We start from the raw sequence: 12,164 nt of genomic DNA on the forward strand, positions 1-12,164 counted from the left end.
AGGATGAAGCCGGTGCGGCTTCGGATGCGCGACCCTCAGGTGCTTTTCTGTTTATTCGTCCGTATCGGGGCGCAGCGCACCCATCCCATAGTCGGCCGTATCGGCGGGACCGGCCATGCCCAGCCCGCCCTGCTCGCGGCGATGGGCCTCGGTCAGGCCGACAAGCCGGCTGACCTCGCCGGCATCGACCCCGGTCTGTTCGGACAGCGCGGCGACGCCGCCGCTGGTCCTGGCCATCGCGATGAGCTGGTCGGCCGTGGTGATCCAGGCACCCCGCAGCTTCGCCAGCGCCTCGTCGGGCCACAGGCCGAGCTCATCGAGTTTGACGTCCGCAGACATTGAAGGCTTTCCCGAAACATCGATGCCGGGCCGCATGCCTGCGCCACCCGACGGCGCGGCCACGGCCGGGTGTGCGGGCAACGCGCGCTCCTTCGGAGTCGGACGTCCCCGGCGTTCCCGCCTGCCCGGATCATATCACGCCGCCCGTCCGGGTTGAAGACGCGCTGGTGGCACGCTGCGCGATTGCGGCGCGGGGCCCGGCCACCCATATTGGCGCGATGGCGATCCAGATCCGTACCACGCTCGACGAGCCCGATACCGGCCAGAGCTTCGTTCCCCATCGTCCCCAGCGCCCCGAGAAGACCGAGGGCGGCCGGCCGTTCAAGCTCGTGTCGGACTATGAACCTTCGGGCGACCAGCCGACCGCGATCGCCGAACTGGTCGGGCAGGCGCGGCAGGGCGAGCGCGACCAGGTGCTGCTGGGCGTCACCGGCTCGGGCAAGACCTTCACCATGGCGAAAGTCATCCAGACGCTGCAGCGCCCCGCACTGGTGCTGGCGCCCAACAAGATCCTCGCAGCCCAGCTCTATGGCGAGTTCAAGAGCTTCTTCCCCGAGAATGCGGTCGAATATTTCGTCAGCTATTACGACTATTACCAGCCCGAGGCCTATGTGCCGCGGTCCGACACCTACATCGAGAAGGAAAGCTCGGTGAACGAGGCGATCGACCGCATGCGCCACTCCGCGACGCGATCGCTGCTGGAGCGCGACGACGTGCTGATCGTCGCCTCGGTCTCGTGCCTCTACGGCATCGGCTCGGTCGAGACCTATTCGGCGATGATCTTCGACCTCAAGAAGGGCCAGACCGTCGACCAGCGCGAGATCGTCCGCAAGCTGGTGGCGCTGCAATACAAGCGCAACGACGCCGCCTTCACCCGCGGCACCTTTCGCGTGCGCGGCGACAGCCTGGAGATCTTCCCCTCGCACTATGAGGATACAGCGTGGCGCGTCGCCTTCTTCGGCGACGATATCGAGGAGATCGTCGAGTTCGATCCGCTGACCGGCAAGAAGGTCGCGAGCCTCGACCATGTCCGCGTGTTCGCCAACAGCCACTATGTGACGCCGGGGCCGACCTTGAAGCAGGCGATGGAGGCCATCCGCTTCGAGCTGACCGAGCGGCTCAAGGAATTGCACATCGAGGGACGGCTGCTGGAAGCGCAGCGGCTGGAGCAGCGCACCAATTTCGACCTCGAGATGATCGCGGCAACGGGCAGCTGCGCCGGCATCGAGAATTACAGCCGCTTCCTGACCGGCCGGCTTCCGGGGGAGCCGCCGCCTACGCTGTTCGAGTATCTGCCGGAAAACGCGCTGCTGTTCGTCGACGAGAGCCACCAGACGATCGGTCAGGTCAACGGCATGGCGCGCGGCGACCATCGCCGCAAGATCACGCTCGCCGAATATGGCTTCCGCCTGCCGAGCTGCATCGACAACCGCCCGCTGCGCTTCAACGAGTGGGACGCGATGCGCCCGCAGACCGTCTATGTCTCGGCGACGCCCGGCGACTGGGAGATGCAGCAGACCGGCGGCGTGTTCGCCGAACAGGTGATCCGCCCGACCGGCCTGATCGACCCGCCGGTGGAGATCCGCCCGGTCGAGAGCCAGGTCGACGACCTGATCCACGAGGCGCGCGAGACCGCCGCCAAGGGCTATCGCACGCTGGTGACGACGCTCACCAAGCGGATGGCGGAGGATCTGACCGAATATCTCCACGAGGCCGGCCTCAAGGTCCGCTACATGCACTCGGACACCGAGACGCTTGAGCGCATCGAGCTGATCCGCGACCTGCGCATGGGGGTGTACGACATCCTCGTCGGCATCAACCTGCTGCGCGAGGGGCTCGACATTCCCGAATGCGGGCTGGTCGCGATCCTCGATGCCGACAAGGAAGGCTTCCTGCGTTCGGAGACGTCGCTGATCCAGACGATCGGCCGCGCCGCGCGCAACGTGGACGGGCGGGTGATCCTCTATGCCGATCGCATCACCGGCAGCATGGAACGCGCGATGCGCGAGACCGAGCGGCGGCGCGAGAAGCAGGAAGCCTATAACACCGAGCATGGCATCACCCCGCAGACGATCAAGCGCAACATCTCCGACGTGATCAGCCATTTGTCGTCGCGCGACCAGGTGACGGTGGAGATCGACGACGAACGCCCGCACATGGTCGGCCACAATCTGCGCAGCTATATCGAGGAGCTCGAAAAGAAGATGCGCAAGGCCGCCTCCGACCTCGAATTCGAGGAGGCCGGGCGTCTGCGCGACGAGATCCGTGCGCTGGAGGCGGAAGAACTGGGGCTCCCCGAGGCGGAGCGCAAGGCGCCGATCATGGGCCGCAGCAACGAGGGCAAGCCCGGCACGCGCAAGACGCGGTTCGGCAAGACGCAGCGCAAGTTCGGGGGCGGCAGCCGAAAGTAGGTCAGCCCGCCCCGGACAGAACCGCGCGATCCTCGTCATCAAGCTCCACCGGCTCACCCCCGCGGATCAGCTCGGCGAAGCCCTCGTTCGGCGTCATCACCGTCAGCGTGTAGAGCTTGGTGGTGCCGGTGTTCTCCACGACATGCTCCGCGCCGGGGCGCAGCAGCAGCGCATCGCCCCTGGCGAGCGGCAGCGCCTTGCCCTGGCAATGCGCGATACCCTCGCCGTGGAGGACGTAGAAGAATTCGTGCGCGACGCTGTGGCTGTTCGGCGGGGTGCTGCCGCCGACGGTGAAGATCTCGACCACGCAGACGTTGGCGAACCCCTCCGTCTCGGGATCGAACAGCAGCGCGAAATAATTGGTGTCGGCGGGGGCGATGCGGAAGGCGGAGACCGCGGTCGCGCGCGCCAGCAACGCGGCGGGTAGCGTCATGGGGCGGTCCTTATGGCATCGAGCGGATAGGCGCTGATCTCGGCCAGCAAGGTGGCGAGGCGGTGCGCGGCGAAGGCGACCGCCGCGGCACCCTTGGCCGCGGTGGCAGGGCGCGGGTCGCCGACCGCGCCGGACGGGTTCACGTCCTGCGTCATCCAGCCCATGCCGACGCCACCCTCCAGTCGCAGCACCTGATGGTCGCGCTCGATCGTGGCACCGGCGGAGGGGAAATTCTCCATCTTCTCCGCCTTCACCACCTCGGGGCGCAGGTGCATCATCATCGAGGTCTCGATGTCGCCGGCGTGGATGCCGTGGCGTTCCTCGTCGCGATCGAAAAGCCCCTCGGGGAGCCCGAGCGCATAGCTGCTCGCGGCGACCGCGAGGATCGCGTGGCGCACGCGCAGGTCGCGCACCACCACGTCCACCAGTTGCGGCTGGCCGCCGTGCGAGTTGAAGATCAGCAGCTTGCGAAACCCGGCGCGGACGACGCTGTCGGCCACATCGGTCCACAGCGCGATCAAGGTCGCGGCGCCGATCGAGAGCGTGCCGGGATAGGCGCCATGCTCGTTGCTCTTGCCGACGGGAAGCTGGGGCAGCAGGTAGACGGGCACGTCCGCCGCCACGAGGGGCGCCGCCGCCGCGACGATTCCGGCGTTGAGATCGGAATCCACCGAGACCGGCAGATGCGGCCCATGCTGCTCGATCGCAGCCACCGGCATCACCGCGACCGCGCGGGCGGAATCGATGTCGCGGAAATCCTGCCAGCCAAGGTCGCGCCAATGATGCAGCATCAGCGCGCCCCGACCACCGCCGTCAGCGCCGCGCCGGTGGTGACCAGCCCGAAGCATTGGCGGATGTTGTAGAGCGTCGCCTGCGTGCAGAAGTCGGGCGAGGTGGTCGCCGCGCAATCCTCCAGCAGCACGCAATCATAGCCGAGGAAATTGGCGTCCTGCAGCGTGCACATCACGCACTGGTCGAGGTTGACGCCGGCGAACAGCAGGGTCGTGACGCCGAGGTTGCGCAATATGCTGTCGAGCGGCGTGTCCCAGAAGCCGGACATGCGATATTTGTCGACACGGATGTCGCCCGCGGCCGGCGCCAGTTCATCGACCACCGCCGCCGCCCAGCTTCCCGCCTGCAGCACCGGCGCACCATTGGAGGGCAAGGGCGCGCCAAGGCCGACGCCCTCGCCATTCGGATCATAGACGCCGAGCAACGCCGGGCTGATGTTGAGCAGGTCCGGCCGGTTGCCCCAGTTGAGCCACAGCACCGGCACATCGGCGGCGCGCAGCGCGGGCAAGGTGGCGAGCAACGGCGCGATCGGCGCGCGCGCGGGCGCGACGTCCACGCCGATCGAGGCCAGCCAACCGTCCGGGTGGCAGAAGTCGTTCTGCATGTCGATCACGAGGATCGCGGTGCGCGCGAGGTCGATGGTCAGCGCGCGCGGCTCGGCGGCGACGTCGACGATGCGCGGCGCGATCGTCGGGCGGACAAGGTCGACGCGCTCGGGCGAGACCTGCCAGCGATTGTGGCGCGTGGCGCCGAGCGGCTTCATGGCAATGCTTCCTTCCGCCGCGGGCGCGGCGTGATGAGGGTCGCCAGGAACACCAGCGCCGGCACGCAGCCGAACAGCTGGAAGGCGAGCGCGAAGGATCCGGTCGCATCCCGGATCGCGCCACCGGCGAGCGAATTGAACGAGGAGATCGCGACCAATGTGCAGATGATCGAGAACAGCTCCAGATTATGCTTCTTCCCGAAATATTCGAGCAGCAGCAGCGTGGAGGAGAGCGCGGTGAGGCCGACGCCGACGCCGGTCAGCACCGCATAGGTCAGCAGCAGCGCCGGCGTCGTCGCGATCGACAAGGTCCAGACGCCGATCGTCGTGCAGGCCAGGCCGACCAGCAGCAGCAGCTTGCGGTTGACCACCTCGCCGATCGCGCCGCCCAGCAGCCGCGCGCCCACCTGCACGGCGGCTTCGAGGCTGAGCATGCCTGCCGCGACGGCGGGGGTGATGGCAAGCTGGGTGAGATGCGCCACCGACATGCTGGCGACGCAGCTCAGCACGAGCAACTGTGCCAGATAGGCCCCGAAGATCAGCCAGAATTGCGGCGCGCGCAGCGCCTCGCGCACCGCCCAGCCCTCTTCCGCCGCGGCGGCGGGCTTGGCGGCGGCGGCCTGCGCATGGGTGTCGCTGCCGCGCCCTACGATCAGCGTGCAGAGCAGCCCGACGACGACGATGCAGGCGGCGAGCACCATCCACACCATCCGCCAATTGCCGTCGAAGCCGGACATGATGCTGAGCACGATCCACGGCCCGGCGACGCCCCCCAGCGATCCCGAGGTGAAATAGATGCCGAACACCAGCGAACGCCGGCTGAACATCGCCGAGAGGACATGCGTGCCGGGGATCAGCGCGAGCATCTGATAGCCGATGCCGCACAGGATCGTGCCCGCGAAGAAGGGTGTCAGCCCCTGCGCGCGGCTGAGGCAGAGCAGCCCGCCGGCCAGCACGACGGTACCCAGCAGCAATGGCGCGCGCACGCCGAAGCGGCGGATCAGCCGCGCCGGCACGAAGGAGGATGCCGCGCAGGAGACGCCGAGCAGGGTGAAGCCCAGCCCCGCCTGCGTCCAGCTCCACCCCAGTTCGGTGACCATCGACGGCAGGGTGACGCCGAGCGCCGAGAAGGTGGCGGCGAAGCCGAAGAAGAACAGCGCGCTGAACGAGAAGAGAACCGCGATCGCCCAGCGCCCGAGATGCGTCGTCCCCGCGGCATCGGGTGCCGCGGTCAGCCGGGCGGCCCAGCCGCCGGCGCTGCGCGTCGCGATGCTCATGCCGCGAGCCCGCCCTGCCCGCTGATCCACAGCCGGTAGACGAGGCGCTCGTAGCGCGTGTCGTCATAGTCGGTGGCGCGGTGCATGGTGTAGCGATTGTTCCAGACGAGAATGTCGCCGGCCTGCCATTTGTGGCGGTAGACGAAGCGGTCCTGCGTGGCATGGGCGATCAGATCCCGCACGCGCTGGCGGCCCGCATCCGGTTCCTCGCCGAGGATCTCCCTGGTCGATCCGCTGCTGAGGTAGAAATTGCGGCTGCCGTCCGGCCGGGTCAGCACCAGCGGGTGGACGACGTCCGGCGCGCGCTCGGCCTGCTCGGCGGTCACGACCGATCGCGCCTGCGGATCGAGCTGGCCGATCAGATGGACGAAGCTGTGCAGCACCTGCTTGTCTTCGATCGCCGCGCGCTCCGCCTCGGGCAGCGCCTCGAACGCGGCGCGCATGTCGGCCAGCAATGTGTCGGCACCCTCGGGCGGCGTTTCCAGCGCGTAGAGCACGGTCGTATCGAGCGGCTCGCGCAGATAGGAGCCGTCGGTGTGCCAGCCCATGCCGTCGCGGTGGACGCCGATGCGCCTGCCGTCCACTTCCTTGTTGGACAGGATGTAGATCGTCGGATAGCCGGGCAAGGTGAACTGCTCGCGGGTATGATCCTCGAGCGGGCCGAGCGCAGCGCCGAACCGGGTGAGCTGGTCCGGCGTCAGCGACTGGCCGCGGATCACCATCACGCTGCCCTTACGGTAGAGCGCGGCGATCCCGGCGAGTTCGGCGTCGCTCGCGGTCGCCAAGTCGAGGCCGGCAACCTCCGCGCCGAAGCCGTCGCCGATCGGCGTGACGTGGAAGCGCGTCCCGGTGGCTGTGTCGGACATCGTTCAACCCTTGCTGGCAGAGGTGATGGAGGTGACCGTCGCGCCGGTCCGTGCGCGGCGCAACGCCGGCGGCCTGGGGCCGTCGCCGCGGACTTCGGTTTCACCATGCTCGCGCAGCAGCTTGAGCAGGCGGCGACGGACGATCAGGCCGGGATGGTCGGAAATCATCGATCCCTCCTCCCCCGTACTCGCGTCGAGCGGCGCGTCGAAATCGGTCGATTCCAGGATCTCGCGATCCTCCTCGATCACCGCCGCGTCCCACGCCACCAGTTCGGCGGTCGAGCAATCCTCCTCGCGATCGTTGCGGTAGAGGATCTGCGCGATGTGGATGCTGCTGTCGTCGATCGGCGTCGCGCAGTTGAAGATGATGTGGCGCATGCCTGTGGGATATTCGATGTCGAGCCGGCGGCAGAACGGCAGATACCAGCGGTTGCGCAGCCGGCGCTCGACCATCGGCGCATCCGTACCGGTGACACGGTGCGATTCCGGCGGGTTGCGGATCTCCACCGTCGCGTCCGCCTCGAACCCGAATTCGGTTTCGTTGAGCTGGTACTTCTTGGGAACCGGCTGCTCCATCTGCCCGAACGTGCCCTTGTGCACGAACGAGAAATGGGCGTTGTCGAAGGAATTCTCCATGAACCGCAGCGGCGCGGTCTGCCAGCTCTCGTTGAACTGGTGGATGCGGCGATACTCCGGCAGATCATCCTCGACGATCGTCGGGATATCGGCGATCGGCTCGCCCAGGCAGACCCACGCATAGCCATAGCGCGCGACGCAGCGATAGGCGTCGACGCCGAATTCGGGCAGCGGCTTGTCCGCCGCGAATTGCGGGATGCGGGTCAGCCTGCCACCGCGATCATAGGTCCAGCCATGATAGCCGCAGACGATATTGCCCTTGTCGCACCAGCCCTTGGAAAGCTTGGCGGTACGGTGGCAGCAGCGGTCGCGCAGCGCGGCGGGCTCACCTGCGGCATCGAGGAACAGCACAATATCCTCGCCCATCAGCCGGAACGGCCGGGGACCGTCGGCAAGGGCGTTCAGCGGATGCGTCGCATACCAGAACTTGCGCAGCACCGGCTGCTTGGTCGTCAACATTCAACTTTACCCCTGTTCGGCCGGCCCCGCCCCTTAGAGGGACTGGCGGGACCGGCCGGTCTTCACCGTGCCGTCAGAAACGGTACGAAACGGTGCCGAACACCTGACGCGGATTGACATATTCGACACTGGTGGTGAGCGCGCCGTACGGATCGGTGAACAGCGAGTTCACGCCATTCCGGTCGAAGAGGTTCTGCGCCGAGACCGAAAAGGTGAAGGCGCTGTCGTGCGGCGCATATTGGACCGACGCGTTGAAAAGCGTGTAGGCCGGCACCCTGTCGAGCGGGCCGCCATCGAAGATGCGCGAGTTGAAGCTGCCGCGATAGACGACCTCGCCGCGCAAGGTGAGCTGCCCGGCACCGACATCGGCATCATAGGTGGTCGAGAAATTGCCCTGCACGCCGGGCAGCTTGGCGACCTTGTTGCCATTGGTGTTCTGCAGATTGTTCTGCACCGCCGCGATGATCGACGGGTTATAGCCATAGCCCGTCACATAGGGCTGCGGCAGCCCGAGCGCGATCGCCTGGGCGCGGCGGATCGCCAGCGCGCCCTGGCTGTCGATCGTGAAGAAGTCCCCCTTGAACTCGCCCTTCGCCAGCGACAGCATGCCGTCGAACCGCAGGCCGTCCATCGGCAGGATCGAGGCTTCGAATTCCGCACCGTAAATCTCGGCGTGGGGGATGTTCCAGCTGCCGCCCGAATTCACGCGCGGATCCTCCGCCGTGTACTGGTAGTCATCATACCAGTAGTAGAAGCCCGAGGCGTTCAGCCGCACCTTGCGATCGAAGAACTCGTTCTTTGTACCGATCTCCAGCGCGTCGACCATTTCCTTCTTGTAGGATTGGGGCACCTGCACCGAACCCTGGTTGAAGTTGACGCCGCTCGGCTTGTAGCCGCGCGACAGGGTCGCATAGACCATGTTGGTCGGCGTGATCTGGTAGTCGACCCCGAGCTTGCCGGTGAAGGCATCGCTGGTCACGCGGCGCGGGTTGGCCGGGCCGAACTGGTTGAAGAAGTTGATCGGCTGGCCGGTGGTCTTGTCCCAGCTGTAGCGCAGGCCCGCGGTCAGCGAGAGCGCGTCGGTGGCGTGGTAGGTCGCCTGGCCGTAACCGGCGACGGATGTGTGCTGATAGGGGCTGTAGGTCGCGAAGACGATCGGCATGCCCTGATAGGTCAAGGCCGGGCCGCTGCCGAGCGACAGATAATCCTTCAGCGCGCGCTGGCGCAGGTAGAAGCCGCCGACCGTCCAGTCGAGCGGGCCGCCGGCCTGCGAGGCGAGCGAGACTTCCTGCGTGAACGCCTTGCTGCGATCGTTCCAGCGCACGGTGTGGACGTAGAAGCTGCCGGCGAGACGATCGGTGTCGGCGGTCTGCTCCTTCAGCATATACTGATAGGCAGTGACCGACTTCAGCGTCGCGAATTCGCCGAGGTCGTAGGCCAGCGACAGGTCGACCATCCGCGTCTTCAGTTCGAAGGTGCTCGGATAGTCCTGGTCGACGGTGCGTGCGCCCGGCGTGGTGTCGAGCACATTCTTCTGCAGCGCGCCGTTGCGATCGGTGTCGAAGGTCTGCGCGGAGAGGATCGCGGTGAAGGCACTGCTCGGCTGCCACAGCAGCGAGCCGCGCAGGCCGAGATTGTTGGCGTCGTCCAGATCATATTCGGAGCGGTTGGCCACGCCGATCGACTTGCCGTAGCCGTCATGGCGCAGATATTGCGCGCTGACCCGCGCCGCCATCGTGTCCGAAATCGGGATGTTCAGCCCGGCACGCGCCTTCGCATAGTTATAATTGCCATAGCTCAGCGCCACGTCGCCGCTGGCTTCGCCCAGCACCGGCTTCTTCGTGATCACGTTGATCGCGCCGCCGGTCGAGGTCTGGCCGAACACGGTTCCCTGCGGCCCGCGCAGCACCTCGACGCGCTCGACATCCAGCAGGTCCTGCGCCAGCGCCATGACGTGCGCGACGTAGACGCCGTTGATGTGGAAGGCGACGCCCGGCTGCGAATTGGGGTTGGCCGACGTCTCGTAACCGATGCCGCGGATCGCGATGATGCGCGCGCTGCCCTCGCTCTTGGAGATGCTGAGACCGGGCACGATGCCGTTGAGATCGTTGAGTTCGTTGGCGTTGCGGCGCTGCAGTTCGTCGTTGCCGACGACGGTGATCGACAGCGGCGCGCGTTGCAGCGTCGTCTCGCGCTTTTCGCCGACGACGACGATATCGTTGAGCCCCTCATCGCCATCGGCGGCAGGTGCGCGCGCCGAAACATCGGCGCTGGCGGATTGCGCCGATGCCACCCCCGGCATGAGCGCAATCACGGAAGCGCTTCCGAACAGAAGCGCGGATTTGTATATGTTTCTGACCATCATAAGTGACCCCAATATGAATTGCGGTTCACTCCCCCAGCACATGCCGACTTGTGTCTTCGGCTCTTTTTTGTCGTCGTCAAACCCACAGAATGACTGGCGCAATGGCTGATCGCGACCTGTCACCCGACTCCGACAAGCCCGACTAGACCATAGGAGACCGATGCCCCAAAGAACTGTTTTGCTCTCACACCGATGCCTTTAAGGTCTCACTCGAGGCGGGGTCGATCCCGATGCCGCCGGATGGGGATCGACGCATGCTGCACGCCCGCCTGCTGCGCTACATCGACGAAGTCGCCCGCAGGGGCTCGATCCGCAAGGCGGCGGCGCATCTCAACATCGCCTCCACCGCGATCAACCGCCAGATCATCGCCTATGAGGAAGAGCTCGGCACCCAGATCTTCGAGCGGCTGCCGCGCAGCGTACGGCCGACCGCGGCAGGCGAAGTGCTGCTCCAGCATATCCGCAACACGCTGAAGGAGCATGACCGGGCGCATGCGGAGATCGCGGCGTTGCAGGGGCTGCGCGGCGGCAGCGTGGCGATCGCGACCTTCGAGAATCTCGCGGCGAACCTGATGCCGCAGGTGTCGCAGGCCTTCCGCCGCAGCCACCCGCGCATCCAGGTCAATGTGTTCAGCGTGTTCCGCCAACAGCTTCCCCAGGGGCTGGCGAGCGGCGAATATGATCTGGCGCTCGGCTACAACATCTCCTCGACGCCGGGTTCGTCGGTGTTGCACGAGTTCGAGACGCGGCTGGGCGCGGTGGTGGCGGCCGACCATCCGCTCGCCGCCGAGCCGGTGGTGCGGCTGAGCGACTGCACCGCCTATCCGATCATCGTCGGCAACGAGACGATGAGCATCTATGGGATCATCCATGATGCCTTCGCGCAGGCCAATCTGATCTTCCGACCGCAGATCGTCTCCAACTCGGTGAGCTTCATGAAGCATCTTGCGCGGCGGCAGGAGGGCGTGACCTTCATGACGCCGGTGGACATCGCCGAGGAGGCCGCGCGCGGCGAGCTGGTCTATGTGCCGATCCGCGATAGGGTGGTGCGGCCGCAGCCGCTGAGCCTGATCTATCGCAAGAACGGCACGCTCAATTCCGCGGTCAGCCGGCTGGCGGAGGAGATCCGTATCGAACTCCGGGCGCAACTCGCATGACCGGCGACGCCATCCCCACGACGCGCCGCCGCGACGCCGAGCGCACCCGCGCCGCGCTGTTCAGGGCGGCCACGCGCGAGTTCGGGACGCATGGTTTCGCCGGCGCCAGGATCGAGCGGATCGTGGCGGGCGCGGGCTGCAACATCCGGATGATCTACCATCATTTCGGCAGCAAGGCGGCGCTCTACCAGGCGGTCGTCGAGAGTGCTTATGCCGATCTCCGGGCCGAAGAGGCGAAGCTCGACCTCGACCTCGACGATCCCTTCGGCTGCCTCGATACGTTGCTGCGCTTCACCATGCGCTATTTCGCCAGCCACCCGCATCTCGAAGGGCTGATCCGCTCCGAGAACGACACCCGCGCCCGCGTCGTCGGCACCTCCCCCGCGATCCGCGCGTCGAGCGACCGGCTGAAAGGGCGGCTGGAAGCGATCGTCGCTGCGGGCGAGGCGAAGGGGCTGTTCCGCGCCGGCATCGATCCGCTGCAGCTCTATGTCACCATCACCGCGCTCAGCCGCTTCCACCTCGCCAACGGCTATTCGCTGTCGGCGGTGCTCGATACGGACCTGCGCAGCGCCGAATGGCGACGCGGCTGGGCGGATTATGCCGCGGAACTGGTGCGGCGCTACGTCGCGGTTGTATGACGCCATGAAACAACAGCGTTCGCGC

Annotated in this window: 11 protein-coding genes; 3 read left to right on the top strand and 8 right to left on the bottom strand. The window is 66.6% G+C overall.

Annotated elements, in window-relative coordinates; translation table 11 throughout:
• Positions 1 to 51: 51 nt before the first annotated feature.
• The gene (locus tag NX02_RS16240) at positions 52 to 339 is read right to left on the bottom strand and encodes a helix-hairpin-helix domain-containing protein (RefSeq protein WP_025293257.1); all 288 of its coding nucleotides are present in this window, start codon (positions 337 to 339) and stop codon (positions 52 to 54) included.
• Between the two features lie 218 nt (positions 340 to 557).
• Here NX02_RS16240 and uvrB point away from each other — a divergent pair, with 218 nt between their 5' ends.
• Positions 558 to 2,750: an excinuclease ABC subunit UvrB gene (uvrB, locus tag NX02_RS16245; RefSeq protein ID WP_025293258.1), complete on the top strand. Its 2,193-nt coding sequence runs from the start codon at positions 558 to 560 to the stop codon at positions 2,748 to 2,750.
• Position 2,751: 1 nt separating this feature from the next.
• On the opposite strand, the gene NX02_RS16250 is transcribed toward uvrB, so the two are convergent.
• From NX02_RS16250 to NX02_RS16280, 7 genes are all read right to left on the bottom strand, one after another.
• On the bottom strand, positions 2,752 to 3,183 hold the full coding sequence (locus NX02_RS16250) for a cupin domain-containing protein (protein ID WP_025293259.1): 432 nt from the start codon (positions 3,181 to 3,183) through the stop codon (positions 2,752 to 2,754).
• Positions 3,180 to 3,974, bottom strand: coding sequence for a creatininase family protein (locus NX02_RS16255; protein ID WP_025293260.1), 795 nt, complete (start codon positions 3,972 to 3,974; stop codon positions 3,180 to 3,182). The genes NX02_RS16250 and NX02_RS16255 overlap by 4 nt, the downstream gene beginning before the upstream one ends.
• Positions 3,974 to 4,738: a cysteine hydrolase family protein gene (locus NX02_RS16260; RefSeq protein ID WP_025293261.1), complete on the bottom strand. Its 765-nt coding sequence runs from the start codon at positions 4,736 to 4,738 to the stop codon at positions 3,974 to 3,976. Before NX02_RS16260 ends, NX02_RS16255 begins: the two co-directional genes overlap by 1 nt.
• Complete coding sequence (locus NX02_RS16265; RefSeq protein ID WP_025293262.1) at positions 4,735 to 6,015, bottom strand: MFS transporter; 1,281 nt, start codon at positions 6,013 to 6,015, stop codon at positions 4,735 to 4,737. The genes NX02_RS16260 and NX02_RS16265 overlap by 4 nt, the downstream gene beginning before the upstream one ends.
• A complete protein-coding gene (locus NX02_RS16270; protein ID WP_025293263.1) occupies positions 6,012 to 6,881 on the bottom strand; it encodes a TauD/TfdA dioxygenase family protein in 870 nt (289 codons plus the stop codon). The genes NX02_RS16265 and NX02_RS16270 overlap by 4 nt, the downstream gene beginning before the upstream one ends.
• A gap of 3 nt (positions 6,882 to 6,884) precedes the next feature.
• Positions 6,885 to 7,976 carry an aromatic ring-hydroxylating oxygenase subunit alpha gene (locus NX02_RS16275; RefSeq protein WP_025293264.1) on the bottom strand — a complete coding sequence of 364 codons (1,092 nt, stop codon included), beginning with the start codon at positions 7,974 to 7,976 and terminating at the stop codon, positions 6,885 to 6,887.
• A gap of 73 nt (positions 7,977 to 8,049) precedes the next feature.
• On the bottom strand, positions 8,050 to 10,290 hold the full coding sequence (locus NX02_RS16280; RefSeq protein WP_245648613.1) for a TonB-dependent receptor: 2,241 nt from the start codon (positions 10,288 to 10,290) through the stop codon (positions 8,050 to 8,052).
• Positions 10,291 to 10,595: 305 nt separating this feature from the next.
• On the opposite strand from NX02_RS16280, the gene NX02_RS16285 reads away from it, so the two are divergent.
• Positions 10,596 to 11,498, top strand: a complete 903-nt coding sequence (locus NX02_RS16285) for a LysR family transcriptional regulator (protein ID WP_025293266.1) — start codon at positions 10,596 to 10,598, stop codon at positions 11,496 to 11,498.
• Positions 11,495 to 12,139, top strand: a complete 645-nt coding sequence (locus NX02_RS16290; protein WP_025293267.1) for a TetR/AcrR family transcriptional regulator — start codon at positions 11,495 to 11,497, stop codon at positions 12,137 to 12,139. Before NX02_RS16285 ends, NX02_RS16290 begins: the two co-directional genes overlap by 4 nt.
• Positions 12,140 to 12,164: the final 25 nt, after the last annotated feature.

This window comes from Sphingomonas sanxanigenens DSM 19645 = NX02, assembly GCF_000512205.2.
Lineage (GTDB): Bacteria > Pseudomonadota > Alphaproteobacteria > Sphingomonadales > Sphingomonadaceae > Sphingomonas_D > Sphingomonas_D sanxanigenens.

Excerpts from the sequence above, each read along its gene's own strand:
- NX02_RS16240 (WP_025293257.1), bottom strand. The coding sequence starts at position 339 with ATGTCTGCGGACGTCAAACTCGATGAGCTCGGCCTGTGGCCCGACGAG.
- uvrB (WP_025293258.1), top strand. The coding sequence starts at position 558 with ATGGCGATCCAGATCCGTACCACGCTCGACGAGCCCGATACCGGCCAG.
- NX02_RS16250 (WP_025293259.1), bottom strand. The coding sequence starts at position 3,183 with ATGACGCTACCCGCCGCGTTGCTGGCGCGCGCGACCGCGGTCTCCGCC.
- NX02_RS16255 (WP_025293260.1), bottom strand. The coding sequence starts at position 3,974 with ATGCTGCATCATTGGCGCGACCTTGGCTGGCAGGATTTCCGCGACATC.
- NX02_RS16260 (WP_025293261.1), bottom strand. The coding sequence starts at position 4,738 with ATGAAGCCGCTCGGCGCCACGCGCCACAATCGCTGGCAGGTCTCGCCC.
- NX02_RS16265 (WP_025293262.1), bottom strand. The coding sequence starts at position 6,015 with ATGAGCATCGCGACGCGCAGCGCCGGCGGCTGGGCCGCCCGGCTGACC.
- NX02_RS16270 (WP_025293263.1), bottom strand. The coding sequence starts at position 6,881 with ATGTCCGACACAGCCACCGGGACGCGCTTCCACGTCACGCCGATCGGC.
- NX02_RS16275 (WP_025293264.1), bottom strand. The coding sequence starts at position 7,976 with ATGTTGACGACCAAGCAGCCGGTGCTGCGCAAGTTCTGGTATGCGACG.
- NX02_RS16285 (WP_025293266.1), top strand. The coding sequence starts at position 10,596 with ATGCTGCACGCCCGCCTGCTGCGCTACATCGACGAAGTCGCCCGCAGG.
- NX02_RS16290 (WP_025293267.1), top strand. The coding sequence starts at position 11,495 with ATGACCGGCGACGCCATCCCCACGACGCGCCGCCGCGACGCCGAGCGC.